17 protein-coding genes are annotated in these 18,372 nt (G+C 62.5%); 9 read left to right on the top strand and 8 right to left on the bottom strand.

From position 1 onward, the window contains the following. The first annotated feature begins 7 nt into the window (after positions 1 to 7). The 6 genes from BM269_RS16055 (at position 8) to BM269_RS16080 (ending at position 8,712) form a co-directional block, all read left to right on the top strand. Positions 8 to 2,212, top strand: a complete 2,205-nt coding sequence (locus BM269_RS16055; protein ID WP_090438668.1) for a xanthine dehydrogenase family protein molybdopterin-binding subunit — start codon at positions 8 to 10, stop codon at positions 2,210 to 2,212. Positions 2,213 to 2,226: 14 nt separating this feature from the next. Continuing rightward, entirely contained in the window at positions 2,227 to 2,877 is a 651-nt protein-coding gene (locus tag BM269_RS16060) for a nucleotidyltransferase family protein (protein WP_090438671.1), read from the top strand. Then, positions 2,874 to 4,661, top strand: a complete 1,788-nt coding sequence (locus tag BM269_RS16065) for a M61 family metallopeptidase (protein ID WP_090438674.1) — start codon at positions 2,874 to 2,876, stop codon at positions 4,659 to 4,661. The genes BM269_RS16060 and BM269_RS16065 overlap by 4 nt, the downstream gene beginning before the upstream one ends. Before the next feature lie 7 nt (positions 4,662 to 4,668). After that, the gene (locus tag BM269_RS16070; protein ID WP_229204674.1) at positions 4,669 to 5,838 is read left to right on the top strand and encodes a GGDEF domain-containing protein; all 1,170 of its coding nucleotides are present in this window, start codon (positions 4,669 to 4,671) and stop codon (positions 5,836 to 5,838) included. A 102-nt stretch (positions 5,839 to 5,940) separates the two neighbouring features. Next, a complete protein-coding gene (locus BM269_RS16075) occupies positions 5,941 to 7,125 on the top strand; it encodes a hypothetical protein (RefSeq protein WP_090438677.1) in 1,185 nt (394 codons plus the stop codon). A 63-nt stretch (positions 7,126 to 7,188) separates the two neighbouring features. Then, complete coding sequence (locus BM269_RS16080; RefSeq protein ID WP_139232758.1) at positions 7,189 to 8,712, top strand: hypothetical protein; 1,524 nt, start codon at positions 7,189 to 7,191, stop codon at positions 8,710 to 8,712. On the opposite strand, the gene trpC is transcribed toward BM269_RS16080, so the two are convergent. The 7 genes from trpC to rpe form a co-directional block, all read right to left on the bottom strand. After that, a complete protein-coding gene (gene trpC / locus BM269_RS16085; RefSeq protein WP_090438683.1) occupies positions 8,705 to 9,505 on the bottom strand; it encodes an indole-3-glycerol phosphate synthase TrpC in 801 nt (266 codons plus the stop codon). The two genes, BM269_RS16080 and trpC, sit on opposite strands and share 8 nt — an antisense overlap. An 8-nt stretch (positions 9,506 to 9,513) precedes the next feature. Further along, positions 9,514 to 10,164 carry a LysE family translocator gene (locus BM269_RS16090; RefSeq protein ID WP_090438685.1) on the bottom strand — a complete coding sequence of 217 codons (651 nt, stop codon included), beginning with the start codon at positions 10,162 to 10,164 and terminating at the stop codon, positions 9,514 to 9,516. A 3-nt stretch (positions 10,165 to 10,167) separates the two neighbouring features. Then, positions 10,168 to 11,205 (bottom strand): anthranilate phosphoribosyltransferase, encoded by a 1,038-nt coding sequence (gene trpD / locus BM269_RS16095; protein ID WP_090438688.1) that lies wholly within the window; start codon positions 11,203 to 11,205, stop codon positions 10,168 to 10,170. 14 nt (positions 11,206 to 11,219) lie between these two features. Then, entirely contained in the window at positions 11,220 to 11,786 is a 567-nt protein-coding gene (locus tag BM269_RS16100) for an anthranilate synthase component II (protein WP_055938512.1), read from the bottom strand. Position 11,787: 1 nt separating this feature from the next. Beyond that, positions 11,788 to 13,284: an anthranilate synthase component I gene (gene trpE, locus BM269_RS16105; RefSeq protein WP_090438691.1), complete on the bottom strand. Its 1,497-nt coding sequence runs from the start codon at positions 13,282 to 13,284 to the stop codon at positions 11,788 to 11,790. Between the two features lie 176 nt (positions 13,285 to 13,460). After that, positions 13,461 to 14,147: a phosphoglycolate phosphatase gene (locus BM269_RS16110; protein ID WP_090438694.1), complete on the bottom strand. Its 687-nt coding sequence runs from the start codon at positions 14,145 to 14,147 to the stop codon at positions 13,461 to 13,463. Positions 14,148 to 14,151: 4 nt separating this feature from the next. Further along, positions 14,152 to 14,817: a ribulose-phosphate 3-epimerase gene (gene rpe, locus BM269_RS16115; RefSeq protein ID WP_090438697.1), complete on the bottom strand. Its 666-nt coding sequence runs from the start codon at positions 14,815 to 14,817 to the stop codon at positions 14,152 to 14,154. A 102-nt stretch (positions 14,818 to 14,919) separates the two neighbouring features. On the opposite strand from rpe, the gene apaG reads away from it, so the two are divergent. Both apaG and BM269_RS16125 read left to right on the top strand, forming a co-directional pair. Then, a complete protein-coding gene (gene apaG / locus BM269_RS16120) occupies positions 14,920 to 15,294 on the top strand; it encodes a Co2+/Mg2+ efflux protein ApaG (RefSeq protein ID WP_090438700.1) in 375 nt (124 codons plus the stop codon). A gap of 117 nt (positions 15,295 to 15,411) precedes the next feature. Next, complete coding sequence (locus BM269_RS16125) at positions 15,412 to 16,647, top strand: murein transglycosylase A (protein ID WP_090438703.1); 1,236 nt, start codon at positions 15,412 to 15,414, stop codon at positions 16,645 to 16,647. Between the two features lie 28 nt (positions 16,648 to 16,675). Here BM269_RS16125 and BM269_RS16130 read toward each other — a convergent pair whose 3' ends face one another. Beyond that, positions 16,676 to 17,113, bottom strand: coding sequence for a universal stress protein (locus tag BM269_RS16130; RefSeq protein WP_090438705.1), 438 nt, complete (start codon positions 17,111 to 17,113; stop codon positions 16,676 to 16,678). Between the two features lie 116 nt (positions 17,114 to 17,229). On the opposite strand from BM269_RS16130, the gene BM269_RS16135 reads away from it, so the two are divergent. After that, positions 17,230 to 18,006: an enoyl-CoA hydratase gene (locus tag BM269_RS16135; RefSeq protein WP_090438708.1), complete on the top strand. Its 777-nt coding sequence runs from the start codon at positions 17,230 to 17,232 to the stop codon at positions 18,004 to 18,006. Positions 18,007 to 18,372 lie beyond the last annotated feature (366 nt).

The raw sequence follows: 18,372 nt of genomic DNA on the forward strand, positions 1-18,372 counted from the left end.
GGCCGCCATGCGCAAAGAATGGTTCATGGCAGCTCAAGCGGACGGCGTAGCAACTGAAGGTGTTTCGCGCCGTACTTTCCTGAAGGCCGGTAGCGGCCTGGTTCTCGGCTTCTACGTGGCCAGCGGCGGCGGGCGCTTTGCCCGTGCGCTGGCTGCCGACGCGCCGGCCAAGCCGCCGGTGGCGCCCAACGCCTTCCTGCATATCGCCCCCGACAACACCGTCACCATCCAGGTCAACCGGCTCGAGTTCGGCCAGGGCGTGCACACGGCGCTGCCGATGCTGATTGCCGAAGAACTGGATGCGGACTGGTCGCAGGTGCGTTCTTCATTGGCGCCGGCCGGCGACCCCTATAAAGATCCCAACTTCGGCATCCAGATGACGGGTGGCTCCACCGCCGTCAAGCACTCCTGGCAGCAGCATCGCGAAATCGGCGCGCGCGCGCGCGCCATGCTGGTTGCTGCGGCGGCCGAGCAGTGGAAGGTGCCCGCATCGCAGGTGCGCGCTGCGAAAGGCATGCTGACCGGTCCATCGGGCCAGAGCGCGACGTACGGTGCCATGGCCGATGCGGCGATGAAGCAACCGGTGCCGACGGAAGTCAAGCTGAAAGACCAGAAGGACTTCACCATCATCGGCAAGCCGACACCGCGCCTCGATGCACGCGCCAAGTCGACCGGTACCCAGCAATTCGGCATGGACTTCAAGCCGGAAGGCACCAAGGTTGCGGTGGTGGCGCGTCCGCCTGTCTTCGGCGGCAAGGTGAAGAAGTTCGATGCCTCCAAGGCCAAGGCGATCCCGGGCGTGATCGATGTCATCAAGGTCGATACCGACCGGGGCGGCAACGGCCTGGCCGTGGTGGCGAACGGCTACTGGCCTGCCAAGCAGGGGCGCGAAGCCCTGGTGGTCGAATGGGACACCGAGGGACTGGAGAAAATCAGCAGCAAGAAGCAGATCGCGGAGTACAAGGCGCTGGCGAAGAAGGCCGGCACGCCGGTGAAAAAGGCCGATGTCGCGGCCATCGCCAAGGCACCCAGGAAAATCAGCGCCACCTACGAATTCCCCTACCTGGCCCACGCTCCAATGGAGCCGCTGAACTGCGTGGTGGACCTGAAGGGCGACTCCTGCACCATCTGGGCAGGTAGCCAGTTCCAGACGCTGGACGCGGTAGCCGCCGCCAAGGCAGCCGGCCTGGCGCCGGACAAGGTCACCTTGAACACCATGATGGCCGGTGGCGGTTTCGGCCGGCGCGCGGTACCGACTTCCGATTACATCGTGGAAGCGGTAAGCGTGGCCAAAGCCTGGGGCAGAGGGCCGGTCAAGCTGATCTGGAGCCGCGAGGACGACATCAAGGGCGGTTACTACCGTCCGTCCCACGTGCACCAGGCCGACATCGGCTTTGACGCCAAGGGCAATATCGTAGGCTGGAACCATGTGATCGTTGGCCAGTCCATCATCACCGGCACGCCGTTCGAGCCGATGATGGTGAAGGAGGGCGTCGATGCGACCATGGTGGAAGGCATGGGCGACCCGTACTCGGTGCCGATGAACCTGAGCGTGCATAACGTGAAGGCCAATGTGCCGGTGCTGTGGTGGCGCTCGGTGGGCTCGACCCACACCGCATTCGTGATGGAGACGCTGATCGACGAAGCGGCCCACGTGGCCAGGATGGACCCGGTGGAATACCGCCGCAAGCTGATCGATCCAAAGCATGCGCGCCAGTTGGCTGCGCTGAACCTGGCGGTGGAGAAGTCGGGCTACGGCAAGGCCAAGCTGCCGAAAGGCCAGGCCTGGGGCGTGGCGCTGCACGAATCGTTCGAAACTTCCGTGGCCTACGTGGTGGTGGCGTCGATCAGGAATGGCCAGCCCAAGGTGCACAAGGTGACCGCCGGCGTGCATTGCAACCTGCCGGTGAACCCGATGACCATCGAAGCGCAGGTGCAGGGCGCTGCGCTGATGGGGCTGGGCACCACCTTGCCTGGGGCAGCGATCACGCTGAAGGATGGCGTGGTTGAACAGAGCAATTTCAACGACTACGCGGTAGCGCGCATGACGGACATGCCGGTGGTGGAGGTATTCACCGTGGCATCGACCGACAACCCGACCGGCATGGGCGAGCCGGGCTTGCCTCCGCTGGCGCCGGCCCTGGCCAACGCAGTGTTCAAGCTGACCGGCAAACGGGTGCGCAAGCTGCCGTTCGACCTGGCCAAGGCCTAAGGCAGGCATCCCGCGTGGCCACCCTCGCCGCCGCCCATGCGCCTGCCGAAGTTGCGGGCGCCGGCGCCGTTGAGGGCGGCACGGTCACCGGCATCCTGCTGGCGGCGGGCCGAGGCAGCCGTTTCGACCCGACGGGCGAGCGCTATAAGCTGCTGCAGGCGTTGGCTAATGGTGAACCGGTGGTCGTTGCCAGCGCCCGCGCCTTGCTGGCCGCTGTGCCGCACGTCATCGCGGTGGTCCGGCCGGAAGACGCGGCCACGGCAATGCTTTTAAGCGGCCTCGGTTGCGAGGTTGTCGCTTGCGCCAACGCGGGCGAGGGCATGGCGGCTTCGCTGGTGTGCGGCGTCCAGCATGCGCGCGACTCCAACGGCTGGCTGATTGCGCTGGCCGACATGCCGTATGTGCTGCCAGCCACGATGGCTGCGCTGGCGCAGGCGGTCGGGCCGGCCGCCGGCGGTGCGCACGCTACCCAGATCGCGGCGCCGGTACACCAGGGCCAGCGCGGCAACCCGGTCGCCTTTGGCCGCATCCACCTGCAAGCCCTGCTGGCGCTGGCCGGCGACCAGGGCGCCCGCAGCATTTTGAAGAACAACCCGGTTAACGAACTGACGGTGGACGATCCCGGCATCCTGCAGGACATCGACACGCCGTCCGACATCCAATGAAAAACAAAAAAATCAGCTACAGCATCGCCGCCCAAGACCCGGCAACCCATATGTTCCAGGTCACCATGACCATTGAAGCGCCGGCGCCGGAAGGCCAGGTGCTGGTGTTGCCGGCCTGGATCCCGGGCAGTTACATGATCCGCGAATTCTCGCGCAACATCGTGCAGATCCGCGCCGAGGCGAGCGGCCAGGCGATTGGATTGAGCAAGCTCGACAAGCACTCCTGGCAAGCCGCGCCGTGCAAGGGCAAGCTCACCGTGCATTACGAAGTCTACGCCTGGGACCTGTCGGTGCGCGCCGCCCACCTGGACCAGACCCACGGCTTCTTCAACGGCACCAGCGTGTTCCTGCGTGCGGTCGGCCAGGAAGACGAACCGCATGTCGTCGATATCCAGCGCCCCGGCCACGAGGCAGCGGCCAAGTGGCGCGTCGCCACCGCACTGAAGGAACTGAAGGCCAAGCGCTACGGCTTCGGCACCTACATCGCGCAGGACTACGATGAATTGATCGATAGTCCGGTCGAAATGGGTTCGTTTGACATGGCCAGTTTCAAGGCACTGGGCGTGCAGCACGACGTGGTGTTCACCGGCCGCGTGCCCAACCTCGACCTCGCCCGCGTCTGTGCCGACCTGAAACAGATCTGCGAAACGCAAATCGCCTTCTTCGAGCCGCGCACGAAAAAAGCGCCGATGGACCGTTATGTCTTCATGACGATGGTGGTGGGCGACGGCTACGGCGGCCTGGAACATCGCGCCTCCACGGCGCTGTTCTGTTCCCGCGCCGACCTGCCGACCACCGCGCAGAAAGGCAAGGAGCCGAGCGAAGGCTATATGAAGTTCCTCGGCCTGTGCAGCCACGAGTACTTCCACACCTGGAACGTCAAGCGCATCAAGCCCGCGGTATTTGCGCCGTACGATTACCAGGTGGAGAACTACACCCCGCTGCTTTGGCTGTTCGAAGGCTTTACCAGCTACTACGACGACCTGATGCTGGTACGCGCCGGCCTGTTGTCGGAAGAGGGCTATTTCAAGATGCTGGGCAAGACCGTCGGCGCCGTGCTGCGCGGCAGCGGCCGCACCAAGCAAAGCGTGGCCGATTCCAGTTTCGATGCCTGGGGCAAGTACTATCGCCAGGACGAGAACTCGCCGAACGCCGTCGTCAGCTACTACGCCAAGGGCTCGCTGATCGGCCTGGGCCTGGACCTGACGATTCGCGCCAAGACCAATGGCAAGCGTTCGCTCGACGACATCATGCGCGCGCTGTGGCAGAAGTTCGGCCGCGACTTCTACAACGGCAAACCGCGCGGCGTGACGCCGGAAGAAGTGGAAGCGCTGTTCGACAGCGTGGCCGGCTTCAAGCTGAAGACCTTCTTCGACAAGTACATCCGTGGCACCGACGACGTGCCGCTGGCCAAGCTGCTGCCGCAGTTCGGCGTCGGCTACAAGGACGAACGCAAGGCGTCCAAGCCCAGCCTGGATGTGAATATCGGCCGCGATGGCGCCGACTGCAAGCTGAGTGCGGTGCATGACGGTGGCGCCGCACAGAATGCGGGCCTGTCGGCCAATGACCTGCTGGTGGCAATCGATGGCCTGCGCGTCAGCGGCAACCCGTCCAATCTGGACGGCCTGCTGTCACGCTACAAGGTCGGCGAAACCGTGCGGGTGCACGCCTTCCGCCGCGACGAGTTGATGACGTTCGACGTGGTATTGCAAGGCGACCGCGTGCCGGGTATCAGTATCGCGGTGGAACAGCAGAAAACCAGCCTGCGCCGGCCGACCGCATGACGTAGCCGTGAAATTCGCGCTGGACCCGTTCACCATCCTGTTCACCACCACGCTGACGTGCGCGGTGCTGGCGGTAGCCATGTATTCCATGCATGTGAGCTTCCGGCGCGAGGTGGCAGGCGTCGGCCACTGGGCCTGCGGCCTGCTGTGCATGGTGGGCGCAGGCGGCTTGTTCCTATCGCGTGGGCTGCTGCCCGACGAACTGGCGCTGCCTGCGGCAAATACCTGCCTGATGTGGGGTATCGGCCTGTCGATGGTAGGCACGCGGCGTTTTTTCGGCGAGCCGCCGGGATGGACGGTTTTCCATGCCGTGTGGCTGCTGGAGCTGACGGCCATCCTGTGGTGGTTGCTGGCCGAGCCCAACTTCCCGCGTCGCGCCGCGGCGTTCAGCTTTCTGGTCGCGGTGTTCTATATCGATCAACTGCGGCTGGTCTGGCGCCATCGCACGCCGCATTTTACGAGCTGGTTCTTCGGCATCCTGTTGGCGTTGCAGGTACTGAATGTACTGACGCGCGGCGTGGCGGCCATGTTCATCAGTGGCGCGGTGGCGGACCTGATGCAGCGTAGCCCCCTGGTCAATGTCTACCTGGCACTGGCCAACTTCATGGCCCTGCTGATGACGGTAGCCTTCCTGATGCTGGCCACGCGCAAGCTGCAGAAAATCCTGGAGCAGCGCTCCACGCACGATCCGCTGACCGGCGTTCTGAACCGCCGTGGTTTCCTGCAATGTTTCAGCGGCGTGCGGGCGCGCCGCCAGCGCCACGTTGCGCCCCTGTCGTTGATGGCGATCGACCTCGACCTGTTCAAGGCCATCAACGACCAGCACGGACACGCGCAGGGCGACAAGGTGCTGGTGCACGTCGCAGCAGTGATGATGCGCTCGGTACGCCAGTGTGATTTCGTGGCGCGCTTCGGCGGCGAGGAGTTCGTGGTGCTGTTGCCGGAGACCGCACTGCCGCATGCGCAGCAGCTGGCGCTGCGCATCCAGTCGCTGTTGCACGAATGCCGGCAGCCTGGCCTGCCGCATTGCACGATCAGCATCGGTATTGCGTGCCAAGAAACAACAGCCGAGTCTCTTGACAGCTTGCTATCACGCGCCGACGCCGCCCTGTACCGCGCCAAGGAAAACGGCCGCAACTGCACTGAAATCGCGGCCCCTACACCTTTGGCGGCGTAACTGGCGCCGCGTTGAAGGCTGTCGTTTTCATGCCGCACGGACTATTATTTTGCTCGCCGGTAATTTACCATCACTCATTACGAGTTTGGCTACGATTAATTTATGACTTATCTACTGCACATCGTCGCGCGCGAGGTTCCTGCCAACGATGCGGAAGTTCTCCCATTCCTGGAACAGATTGCCGGTGCAACCATCAGTATTGCGCCATCCCAGCAGTTGAAGAGTTTTCGCGATGCCATCGTCAAGCTGTTCCCCTGCCTGAGCAGCTATGGCGCCGGGGACAAGGCCATTGAAACCTGCCCTTGGGCGGATGGCCCCTTGGCGGACAATTTCAAGGGCGGCTATGGCAGCGTAGCGATTTCGCGCCGCCACGATGAAGTGATTCCTCACGTACTGCGCATCGCCAGCGACCTTGGCGTTACCGTGGTGGACGAGCAAAATGGCGCCGTGCACCGGCCGCAGGCTTACCAGGTGGTGCTGGAGGGGCCGCTGGAAGGCGTGGAAGTTGAAGTCGCGGCAACCCAGCTTGCGGAATTGATGAACCAGCCGCTCCCGCAAATGGTGCTGCTGCTGCATTCGCGCCGCCGGACCCTGGTCAAGAAGGGCCTTACCCGCTCACAGGCCGAAGTATATGTAAGCGCCTTGCGCGACCGCGCCAGCTGCCGCGCTTCAGTCTCGGCAGAACCGCGCAAATCCCCCGGCAAGAACGCGCCTGTGGCGCCGGCCAAGGCACTCCCGAAGGCTCCGGTCCAGGCGCCAAGCGCGCCGCCCTTGCGCGTGGCGCCAGCGCAGCCGGTGACGACATTCGACCAGCCGGAAGTCATCGGCATCCAGCCTGACGAGCGGATGTTCAAGGCCGCCGATGCGCAGCGCATGGCTGCCGCGGCGACTGTTGTCGGCATTGCATTGCTGCTGCTGGTGATGGTGCTGCGCGTGAAATCGCCGTACCTGACGTCGATCGCATTGGCGATGCATCTGCTGGGCGCGATTGCCGTGGTCCGGTTTGGCCAGGCCATGGGTTCCGGCCTGCTGCGTACCCTGGTGTTTGCTGTGCTGGCATTGGTTCCAGGCTTGGGCACCTTGCTGGTCGTGTGGACTTATTTCCGTGCGGCGGGCGTCTTGAAAGCGAACGGCCTCACTTCCCGCAACGCGCCGCTGGACGCCGACGAGGTGCGTGAGCTGGCCGGCCTGGATGGCATGCTGCCCTCGACCAAATGCCTGCTGGTCTTGCTGGTGCTCGGGGCGGCTGGCGGCTTCGCTCTCAGCGAGGGGCTGCTTTTGATGTGATTTTCGTTGTAATTGTGCAATGGAAGTTTAATTCCATGCATGGTTTTCGATTAAAATCACGAGATGAATCATCAGCTACAACTGGCCTCAGTGGCCGCTCCCGAGTCCGATCTCGACGTTTTCCCCTTCATGAACAAGCTGCGGCAGGAGGCCGGCGACCAGCCGCCCTCCGCCGTGATGACGCGTTTTTACGACGCGCTGGCGGCACTGTTTCCCGATACTCCCTGGTCGGATGGCCATTTCGCCGGCGATGCGGGCCGCATGACGGTGACGCATCGTCGCAACGAAGTCATGCCGCACGTACTGCACCTCGCGGGTGAATTCGGCCTGACCGTGGTGGATAACCATTCTGGCGAAGTGCACCGTCCGGCGATCTACCAGGTGGTGCTGGAAGGCCCCGCGCCAGGCGTGGAGCTGGGCGATGCGGCGCACCGTCTCGCTGCCGTGATGAGCAAGCCGATCACGGAAATGTTGCGGCTGTTGTCGGGCGGGCGCCGGACCGTGGTCAAGAAAGGCGTGTTGCGCACCCAGGCCCAGTTCTATGTCGATGCGCTGAAGGAGCGGGCCGGCTGCCACGCTACGCTGATACTCGAGTCCGGCCGCGCCGTACATCCGGCACCGCCGCCGCCAAGCCCGCCGCCGGCACGGCCTGCCCCGGTTAAGCAAGCAGCGGCTGCAACCGGCCTGTCGCTGGAAGCTGCGGAAGCAAAACCGGCCATGCCGCCGCTATCGCGCCGCGAGCCGGAGCCGGAACCTCATGCGGCGGCCGATTCCGGAGCCGACCCGCGGCTGTTCATGCTGGCCGATGGCTTGCGCCTGACGGTGTATGCGACCGTGTTGTACCTGGCCGCGGCATATTTCATTCGCAGTATGGCTGGTTGGCCGAAGACCGTCATGGCGCTGGGCGTTACCGTTGTGGCGATGGTCGCCGTCTACCGCCTGTCCAAGGGCGCGGGCTCGAATATCGTGATGCGGATCCTGGCGATGGTTTTCATTATCATCCCTCTGGCCAATATCCTGGTGCTGGTGCTCCTGATACGGCGCGGTAAGGTGGCGTTGCGCGAAAACGAAATCGGCGCCGGCTGGTTCGGCGCTTCGTTCGACGACATTGTTCGTTTGCGAGGCGGCAGCACTGCCATCCTCCCTTCAACCCTGATCGGCCTGTTCGCGGCGCTGGGCGTGGCCGGCATGGTTGGTCTAGGGAAGCAGACTGCGGAGAAATATGTGGACGCGATGCTCGGCAAACATCCGCAGCCTTGCGCCGTTGTCGGCATCTGGGAATCGAGCAAGCTTGGCCCGAACGGCAGGGTGGTGATGCGCGATGACGGCAATTACTTTGTCCTGCCCTTGAAAGGCCAGGAAGACAAGGTAAAAGAAGAGCAGGGTGAATGGTCGGTGCGTAACCGTAACTTCGTATGGCAGGTGCCGCTGGCCGACAAGCCATGGGTGAAGGCTGAACGTATCGAGACCTTCAAGCTTAGCCTTGACGGGGAATTCATCACCATCTTCGAGCCGCAGGCGAAGGGATTATTCACCGAATGGCGCCGCGCCGGCGCCATGAAATCGGAACGCTGCGGCTTTAATTGAACAGCTTGCGCAGCTCGGCTCCCGGGTCGGGCGCGCGCATGAAGGCTTCGCCGACCAGGAAGGCGTGCACGTCGTTTTCACGCATGCGTTGCACGTCGGCCGGGCTCATGATGCCGGACTCGGTGATCACCATGCGTTCTTGCGGGATGCGCGACAGCAGGTCAAGCGTGGTGTCCAGCGTCACGTCGAAGGTGCGCAGGTTGCGGTTGTTGATGCCGATCAGGCGGCTCTTCAGGTTCAGCGCGGCGGCCAGCTCGTCGCCATCGTGCGATTCGATCAGCACGTCCATGCCCAGTTCATGGGCGCAGGCTTCCATTTCCGCCATCAGGCCGTGGTCCAGCGCCGATACGATCAACAGGATGCAGTCGGCGCCCATCGCGCGGGCCTGGTAGATCTGGTACATGTCGACCATGAAGTCCTTGCGCAGCACTGGAATGTCGCAGGCGGCGCGCGCCTGCTGCAGGTACTCGTTCGATCCCTGGAAGAAGTTCACATCGGTCAGCACGGACAGGCAGGCGGCGCCGGCGTTGGCGTAGCTCTCGGCGATTTCGGCCGGGCGGAAGTCGGCGCGCAGCACGCCTTTCGAAGGCGAGGCCTTTTTCACTTCGGCGATCACGGCGGCGTGCCCGGCGTCGATCTTCCTGCGCAAGCTGGCTTCGAAACCGCGCAGCCCGGCGCGCAGCTCCTGGTCGCCCTCTACCTCGTCGCGCAGCGATTGAAGGCTGCGGTGCTTCTTGGCGGCAGCCACTTCGTCGGCCTTGACGGCCAGGATTTTATTCAGGATATCGGACATGATGTTTTTCAGTGTTGTTCGGCCAGGGCCAGGCGCGCACCCAGCGCGATGAACAAACCGCCGGTCACGCGGTTCAGCCACAGCGCCACCAGTGGTTTGACCTTCAGCCTGGCACTCGCGAAGGCAGTGAAGATGGCAAGGCCGTTACACCACAGCATGCCGTTGAAATTGAAAATGCAGCCAAGGAGCAGGAAGGCCAGGGGCTTGTTGGCTGCGCCGGCGTCGATGAACTGTGGCACGAAAGCCAGGAAGAACAGCGCCACTTTCGGGTTCAGCACATTGGTCAGGAAACCTTGGGCGAAGATCTTGCGATAGGGCAGGGCGGGCGGGGCCTCCGGCGCCGTCGCGTCGCCGACAGCGGCGTCGCGCTTCAGGCGAGCACGCAGCATGCCGATGCCGCACCAGACGATGTACGCCGCGCCCACCCACTTCACCACGGTGAAAGCGGTGGCGGAGGTGGCCAGCACAGCCGACAGGCCCAGCGCCGCGGCGCCAATATGCACCATGGTGCCGGCGCCAATCCCCAACGCCGCCGCGCAACCCGCGCGCCAGCCCTGGGTGGCGCTACGCGCCATGATCAGCAATGAATCCGGTCCCGGCATGACGTTCAGCAGCAGACCGGAGATCACGAACAGCGTCAGGTCATGGATGCCGAACATCGCTTAGCCCTCCCGGCCGAGTTCTTGGGTCACGCGGACGAACTGTTCCAGCTTGGCGACTGCCGCGCCGGAAGATACCGCCGTGCGGGCGCGCGCCAGGCCATCCTCGATCGAGGAGGCAATGCCCGCCGCATACAGTGCGGTACCGGCGTTCAGCGCCACGATATCCGAAGCAGGGCCCGGCTCGCCGTGCAGGGCTTCCATCACGCGCGCCTTGGATTCCACGGCATCGGCCACCTTGAGGTTGCGCGAAGCGATCATCGACAGGCCGAAATCCTCTGGATGGATCTCGTACTCGCGGATTTCACCGTTGACCAGCTCACCCACCATGGTCCCGGCGCCGAGCGACACTTCATCCATATTGTCGCGGCCATATACCACCACCGCGTGCTGCGCACCCAGGCGCTGCAGCACGCGCACCTGGATACCCACCAGGTCCTGGTGGAACACGCCCATCAGGATGTTCGGCGCGCCGGCAGGATTGGTCAGCGGGCCCAGGATGTTGAAGATCGAGCGCACGCCCAGCTCGCGGCGTACCGGCGCCACGTGCTTCATTGCAGCGTGGTGGTTCGGGGCGAACATGAAGCCGATGCCGGTCTGCGCGATCGACTGCGCAATCTGTTCCGGCTTGAGGTTGATGTTGGCGCCCAGCGATTCGATCAGGTCCGCGCTGCCCGAGGAGGAGGACACCGAGCGCCCGCCATGCTTGGCCACGCGCGCACCTGCGGCGGCGGCGACAAACATCGCGGCGGAAGAAATGTTGAACGTGTGCGCGCCGTCGCCGCCGGTACCGACGATATCCACCAGGTTGGTGGTGTCGGCCATCGGCACCTTGGTCGAGAATTCACGCATGACCTGCGCCGCAGCGGTGATCTCGCCGATGGTTTCCTTCTTGACGCGCAGGCCCATGGTCAGGGCCGCCATCATCACAGGCGACATTTCGCCGGACATGATCTGGCGGAACAGGTGCAGCATCTCGTCGTGGAAAATCTCACGGTGTTCGATGCAGCGAACCAGTGCTTCTTGATGCGTAATTGCCATGATGCTTCCTTCTCTTATTTGCGGTCGAGGAAATTCTTCAGCAAGGCGTGGCCGTGCTCGGACAGGATGGACTCGGGGTGGAACTGCACACCCTCGATGTCGTATTCCTTGTGCCGCACGCCCATGATTTCGCCGTCGTCGGTCCATGCGGTCACTTCCAGGCAGGAAGGCAGCGAGGATCGCTCGATTGCCAAAGAGTGGTAGCGGATTACCGTGAACGGGCTGGATAAGCCCTGGAACACGCCCACACCCGTATGCGCGATAAGAGAGGTTTTGCCATGCATGACTTGCTTGGCGCGGATAACTTTGCCGCCAAAGGCTTCACCGATGGCCTGGTGCCCCAGGCAGACGCCCAGGATAGGTTTCTTGCCCGCGAAGTGCTTCAGCACTTCCAGCGAGATGCCCGCCTGCGACGGGTCTTTTGGACCGGGCGAAATGCAGATGCGGTCAGGATTCAGTGCTTCGATTTCGGCGATGGTGATTTCGTCGTTGCGGTGCACGCGCACGTCTTCGCCCAGTTCACCGAAATACTGCACGATGTTGTAGGTGAAGGAGTCGTAGTTGTCGATCATCAGCAGCATTTCAGAACTCCCCATCCAGGCCATCTTGCACTTGCTCGGCCGCGCGCAGTACGGCACGCGCCTTGTTTTCAGTTTCCTGCCATTCCATTTCCGGTATCGAATCGGCGACGATGCCGGCGGCGGCCTGCACGTACAGCATGCCGTCCTTGATCACACCGGTGCGGATCGCGATCGCCACATCCATCTCGCCGCCGAAGGACAGATAGCCGCAGGCGCCGCCATAGATGCCGCGCTTGCAGATCTCCAGTTCGTCGATGATTTCCATCGCGCGCACTTTCGGCGCGCCGGTCAGGGTGCCGGCTGGGAAGGTCGCCCGCAGCACATCCAGGTTGGACATGCCCTTCTTCAGCTTGCCCTCCACGTTGGAGACGATGTGCTGAACGTGCGAGTACTTCTCGATCACCATCTTGTCGGTCAGCTTCACGCTGCCGATTTCGGAGATGCGGCCCAGGTCATTGCGCGCCAGGTCGATCAGCATCACGTGTTCCGCCACTTCCTTCGGATCGTTCAGCAGTTCTTCGGCCAGTGCCGCGTCGCGTTCCGGCGTATTGCCGCGCGGGCGGGTGCCGGCGATCGGGCGCAGCGTGACCTTCTTCTCGCCGTCCGGCAGGGTCTCGTTGCGCACCAGGATTTCCGGCGACGCACCGACGATCTGCATATCGCCGAAATTGTAGAAGTACATGTACGGCGAAGGGTTCAGCGAACGCAGGGAGCGGTACAGGGTGAGCGGCGAATCCACATATGGCTTGCGGATGCGCTGGCCGATCTGCACCTGCATCAGGTCGCCAGCCAGGATGTATTCGTGCGCCTTGGCGACCGCCTTCAGGTAATCCTCTTTGGCAAAGTCGCGGATGGTTTCAGTGCGTACCGAAGACGTGGTGACCGGCGCGTCGACACCGCGGCGCAGCAGGGCACGCAGGTCTTTCAGGCGCTGGCGCGCTTTGGAATAGGCTTCCGGCTGCTGCGGGTCGGCGTAGACGATCAGGTACAACTTGCCGGACAGGTTGTCGATGACGGCCAGTTCTTCGGTCACCATCAACTGGATTTCAGGCAGGCCCAGGTCGTCCTTCGGCCGGGTCTTGGCCAGCGTCTTTTCAATATGGCGTACGGTGTCGTAGCCGAAGTAGCCGGCCAGGCCGCCGCAGAACCGCGGCATGCCGGGACGCAGGGCTACTTTGAAGCGCGCCTGGTATTGCTCGATGAATTCGAGGGGATTGCCTTCATGGGCCTCGATCACCTGGCCGTTCTTGACGATCTCGGTCAGCTTGCCGGTGCTGCGCAAGATGGTGTTGGCCGGCAGGCCGATGAACGAGTAGCGGCCGAAACGCTCGCCACCCACCACCGACTCCAGCAGGAAGGTGTTCTTGCCGTAGTTCTGGGTCTGGGCCAGCTTGAGGTAGAGGGTGAGCGGGGTTTCGAGGTCGGCGAAGGCTTCCGCGATCAAAGGGATACGGGTATAGCCTTCCGCGGCCAGCGATTTGAATTCGAGTTCGGTCATGTGTCTCTCCATTCCGCCGCAGGATAAGGTGGGGGCGGTAGGTTACAAAAAACCTGCCGGAGCATGATATGCACCAGCAGCAATCAAGACTACTGTCAGGATTGCCAGCGTCGCCACAGCCAGGCCTCAATCGAGCCCCGGTGGGTTACATTGTGTCTTTTGTTGAGAAACATCGTTTAGTTTGCGCGTGAAATCAGTTCAGCTGCATGAAGAAGCGTGTCAACTATACCATCGGAATCTGTTTCGTGTATACCCACTCCGTGGTTATAACCATATGGCACGGTAAGCACGGGGCAGCCTGCCGCGCGGGCCGCTTCCGCATCGTTTGAGGAGTCGCCAATGGCCACCACCTGGGCCGGCGGCAGGTCCAGGAATTCGCAAGCCTTCAGCAGCGGCATGGGGTGGGGCTTCTTCTTTTCGAACGAGTCGCCGCCGAACAGCACTTCGAAATAGCCGTCCAGGCATTTCAGCGCGAGCAGCGGTTTGGCGACGGCCACCGGCTTGTTGGTGACGCAGGCCAGGCGCAGGCCGTTGGCCTTCATCGCCTGCAGGCCCGCCACCACATCGGCGTACACCTCGCTGTGGCGGCCGTTGATGACCAGGTAATGGCGCTGGTAGGCTTCCATGGCCCGGTCGAACAGGCGTTCCACGCCTTCCTCGTCATAGTCCAGCGCGAGCACGCGCCGCACCAGGTTTTCGGAGCCTTTGCCGACCATCAGCTCGATCTGCGCCGCGGTAATGGGCGCCAGGCCCAGTTCTTCGCGCATCAGGTTGATGGCCACCTCGAAGTCCGGCATCGTGTCGAGCATGGTGCCGTCGAGGTCGATGATGGCGGCCCTTACGCCGCGCAGGACCGCCGCCATGCGATTACAGCGAAGCCAGTTGGCCGCGCATGGCGTCGATCACGGCCTTGTAGTCAGCCTGGCCGAAGATCGCGGAACCGGCCACGAAGGTGTCGGCGCCTGCTTCGGCAGCGGCCTTGATGTTGTCGACCTTGATGCCGCCATCGACTTCGAGCATGATGTCACGGCCGGATTCATCGATACGGCGGCGTGCTTCGGCGATCTTCTTCAGCGCTTGCGGGATGAAGGACTGGCCGCCAAAGCCCGGGTTGACCGACATGATCAGGATCATGTCGATCTTGTCCATCACGTGATCCAGGTAGCTCAGTGGGGTGGCCGGGTTGAACACCAGGCCGGCCTTGCAGCCGTGGTCGCGGATCAGTTGCAGCGAACGGTCGATGTGGTCCGACGCTTCCGGGTGGAAGGTGATGATGTTGGCGCCAGCCTTGGCGAAATCAGGGATGATGCGGTCGACCGGCTTGACCATCAGGTGCACGTCGATCGGCACCTGCACGTGCGGGCGAATCGCCTGGCACACCAGCGGGCCGACGGTCAGGTTCGGCACGTAGTGGTTGTCCATGACGTCGAAGTGGATAATGTCGGCGCCGGCGGCAACCACGTTGCGGACCTCTTCACCCAGGCGGGCGAAGTCGGCGGACAGGATGCTCGGAGCAATTCGGAAAGTGGTCATGGCTGGTCGGCTGTGAAATAAGATGCGTTATTTTACGCTGCTGTGCGGACGCTGTCCGATTGCTTGGACTAGAATTGCCCAATTGTTATGAAGGAAACGCTTATGGCCCAGTATGAGTTTGCGGTCGAGGTACGCACCCAGTACCTGCCGGAACAGTCCAATCCGGACCGCACCAATTTCGTGTTTACGTACACGATCACCATCAAGAACACCGGCACGGTGCCAGCCCAACTGATTTCCCGCCACTGGGTGATCACGGATGCGAACAACCATATTGAAGAAGTGCGCGGCCTGGGCGTGGTGGGCCACCAGCCCTTGCTGGCGCCCGGCGAAGTGTTCGAGTACACCAGCGGTACGCAGCTGCGCACGCCGCAGGGCTCCATGTTCGGCGAATATTTCTGCGTGGCCGAAGACGGTCACCAGTTCGAAACCAAGATCCCGGAGTTCGTGCTGTCGCTGCCGCGAACCCTGCACTAATTACTTGTCGCCGTCCTTCTTCTTTTTGTTGGATGGCAGCGTCCACCAGACGATGAACACCAGAAGGAAGAGCGCCACCAGCGCTTCGAGCATCAGATAAATCATAGACAACACCTCATGTTTTTGACACGCCGTAGTTTACCCGTTTGCGCCACCGCCGTCGCGTTAGTGCTGGCTGGCTGCGTTACTCCACCGCCACCGCCATCTGCCAAACCGGCGCAGCCTGCGCCAGTTACGCCGACTGTGCCTGCGACGCCCGTCCAGCCGCCGACCCAGCCAACCGTGCCGGCCGCGCCGACGCCGCCCGCCAAAGCCGAATTCGTCCCCGCCCGCTTCGCCGACTTGCCAGGCTGGGAGCGCGACGACCTGCGCGCAGCGTGGCCCGCCTTCATGCTGTCCTGTTCCAAACTGGCAGGTGGCGCGGACTGGAAAGAACCTTGCGCCATCGCCAAGACGGTGGATGCCAACAGCCAGGCCGCGATTCGCCTGTTCTTTGAATCCTTCTTCGACCCGCACCAGGTGATTGCGCCGGATGGCGGCAATAGCGGGCTGATTACCGGGTACTACGAGCCTCTGTTGCGCGGCGCCCGCAAGAAGGGTGGTCCTTACCAGACGCCGTTGTACAAGGTGCCGGACGATATGGTGATCATCGATGTCGGCTCGGTCTATCCGGAACTGGCGGGCAAGCGCGTACGCGGCCGCCTGAAAGGCAAGCGCGTCGTGCCGTATCCCGCACGGGAGGAAATCAGCCGCGCGGGCCTGCCGGGCAATGAACTGCTGTGGGTGGACGACGCGGTCGAGGCCTTCTTCCTGGAAGTGCAGGGCTCCGGCCGGGTGCAGCTGCCTGACGGCGATACCATACGTGTCGCCTACGCCGACCAGAACGGCCGCCCTTACCAGTCGATCGGCAAATGGCTGGTACAGAAAGGGGAACTGACCACTGACCAGGCCACGGCGCAAGGCATCAAAGCCTGGATCGATGGCCACCCGACGCGCCGGCAGGAACTGTTCAACGCCAATCCGAGTTATGTCTTCTTCAAGGAAGAGAAGCTGCCGGACCCGAAAGTGGGGCCGAAAGGCACCCTGAATGTGCCGCTGACGCCGCAGCGTTCTGTCGCGATCGACCGCAGCCAGCTCCCGCTGGGCGCGCCGGTCTACCTGAACACCACGTTGCCGGGGGATGACGAGATGCCGCTGCAAAGGCTGATGCTGGCGCAGGATACCGGTGGCGCCATCAAGGGCGCGATACGCCTCGACCTGTTCTTCGGCTTCGGCTCGGAGGCGGCCGATTTTGCCGGCCGCATGAAACAGCGCGGCAATATCTGGGTCTTGCTGCCCAAGCTGGCCCGTTAGCGCTGGCCGGTGCCCAGGATCATGCAGATCAGCGCAGTACGAGTACCGGCAAATGCGTATGCGCGAGCACCTTTTGCGTTTCGCTGCCGAGGAACAGTTTGTTCAGCCCCGTGCGACCGTGAGATGCCATCAGGATGATGTCGCAATGGCGTTCTTCCGCAGTCTTGACGATTACTTCATAAGGACTGGTTGCCTCGCCCAGCACTGCATCGCATTCCACGCCGGCAGCGCTAGCGGCGGCCAGCACCTTATCGAGGCCTGTCTGCACATTGCGCCGCATCTCGCGGTCGAATGCGCCTGCATCCGGTAGCACGGCGGCATCGGCAAGCGGCACGAAAGGCAGGGGCTGGACCACGGACACTGCCGTGATGCGCGCGCCGTGGATCTTCGCAAACTCAATTGCAGTCTGGGTAGCCCGTTCCGAAAGTTGCGAGCCATCGGTGGGCAGCAAAATCGATTTGAACATGGCGGTTCTCCTGACAAATTCCCTGGTCCAGTGTAGGTCTACCCCCGATTCACAGGCGCGCGCTTCGATCACAACAGATACAATTGCCCGATAGTTAACCGACTGGAGGAGAATAAATGGAATACCAGGACCTGCTCGTAGAAGTACATGACAAGGTGGCGCTGATCCGCCTGAATCGTCCGAAGGCGCTGAATGCCCTGAACGACAATATGATGAACGAGCTGGGCGAGGCTTTCGCCAAATTCGAGAAAGACCCGGCAATCCACGTGATTGTGCTGACTGGCAGCGAAAAAGCCTTTGCTGCCGGCGCCGACATCGCCGCGATGAAGGACTACACCTACCAGGACACGCACCGCGACAACTATATTGGCCGCAACTGGGAGCACATCCTGAAAGTGCGCAAGCCGGTGATCGGCGCCGTGGCCGGCTTCGCGCTGGGCGGCGGCTGCGAATTGGCGATGATGTGCGACTTCCTGGTCGCCGCTGATAATGCCAAGTTCGGCCAGCCGGAGATCAAGGTCGGCGTGACGCCGGGCGCCGGCGGCACCCAGCGCTTGCCGCGCGCCATCGGCAAGGCAAAAGCCATGGATATGCTGCTGACCACCCGCATGATCGACTCCGCCGAAGCGGAACGCATCGGCCTGGTGTCGCGCGTGGTCCCGGCCGATAAGCTGATCGAATCCGTGCTGGAAATCGCCCAGGGCATCGCCCAGATGCCGGTTTCGGTCGCCATGCAGATCAAGGATTGCGTGAACCGCGCCTTTGAAACCACGCTGTCGGAAGGTGTGAACTATGAGCGCCGCCTGTTCCATGCCGGGTTTGGCACCCCGGCCCAGCGCGAGGGCATGTATGCCTTCCTCGAAAAGCGCTTGCCAAACTTCGAAGGTCTTTGATATAGTTCTGTCCCTCGCAACGCAGCGTACTTAACGCAGCAGAGTGAGGGAAGAAAAAGAGGGGTTGACGAGTTGCACGCTGTACCGCATAATCTCGCTTCTCTGCTGCTGACGAACACAACGCTTCGTCGAATGAACAAGGCAGCGATCTTTAAAAATCAACAGTCGATAAGTGTGGGCGTTTGACGATATGCCACGAGCCTTCGGGCTCGATGCTCAAAATATACGTTATAACGCTCGCACAAAATATATTAAACGTAATCTCGAAAGAGATTCGTCAGTATTTTGAGTGAGTGACCTCGCTAGCAATAGCGAAAAACAGAGATTGAACTGAAGAGTTTGATCCTGGCTCAGATTGAACGCTGG

It is taken from the genome of Duganella sp. CF458 (genome assembly GCF_900113115.1).
Lineage (GTDB): Bacteria > Pseudomonadota > Gammaproteobacteria > Burkholderiales > Burkholderiaceae_D > Rugamonas.

Bases quoted from the DNA above. Each gene is read 5' to 3' on its own strand.
- BM269_RS16055 (WP_090438668.1), top strand. From the start codon at position 8: ATGCGCAAAGAATGGTTCATGGCAGCTCAAGCGGACGGCGTAGCAACT.
- BM269_RS16065 (WP_090438674.1), top strand. From the start codon at position 2,874: ATGAAAAACAAAAAAATCAGCTACAGCATCGCCGCCCAAGACCCGGCA.
- BM269_RS16075 (WP_090438677.1), top strand. From the start codon at position 5,941: ATGACTTATCTACTGCACATCGTCGCGCGCGAGGTTCCTGCCAACGAT.
- BM269_RS16080 (WP_139232758.1), top strand. From the start codon at position 7,189: ATGAATCATCAGCTACAACTGGCCTCAGTGGCCGCTCCCGAGTCCGAT.
- trpC (WP_090438683.1), bottom strand. From the start codon at position 9,505: ATGTCCGATATCCTGAATAAAATCCTGGCCGTCAAGGCCGACGAAGTG.
- BM269_RS16090 (WP_090438685.1), bottom strand. From the start codon at position 10,164: ATGTTCGGCATCCATGACCTGACGCTGTTCGTGATCTCCGGTCTGCTG.
- trpD (WP_090438688.1), bottom strand. From the start codon at position 11,205: ATGGCAATTACGCATCAAGAAGCACTGGTTCGCTGCATCGAACACCGT.
- BM269_RS16100 (WP_055938512.1), bottom strand. From the start codon at position 11,786: ATGCTGCTGATGATCGACAACTACGACTCCTTCACCTACAACATCGTG.
- trpE (WP_090438691.1), bottom strand. From the start codon at position 13,284: ATGACCGAACTCGAATTCAAATCGCTGGCCGCGGAAGGCTATACCCGT.
- BM269_RS16110 (WP_090438694.1), bottom strand. From the start codon at position 14,147: ATGGCGGCGGTCCTGCGCGGCGTAAGGGCCGCCATCATCGACCTCGAC.
- rpe (WP_090438697.1), bottom strand. From the start codon at position 14,817: ATGACCACTTTCCGAATTGCTCCGAGCATCCTGTCCGCCGACTTCGCC.
- apaG (WP_090438700.1), top strand. From the start codon at position 14,920: ATGGCCCAGTATGAGTTTGCGGTCGAGGTACGCACCCAGTACCTGCCG.
- BM269_RS16125 (WP_090438703.1), top strand. From the start codon at position 15,412: ATGTTTTTGACACGCCGTAGTTTACCCGTTTGCGCCACCGCCGTCGCG.
- BM269_RS16130 (WP_090438705.1), bottom strand. From the start codon at position 17,113: ATGTTCAAATCGATTTTGCTGCCCACCGATGGCTCGCAACTTTCGGAA.
- BM269_RS16135 (WP_090438708.1), top strand. From the start codon at position 17,230: ATGGAATACCAGGACCTGCTCGTAGAAGTACATGACAAGGTGGCGCTG.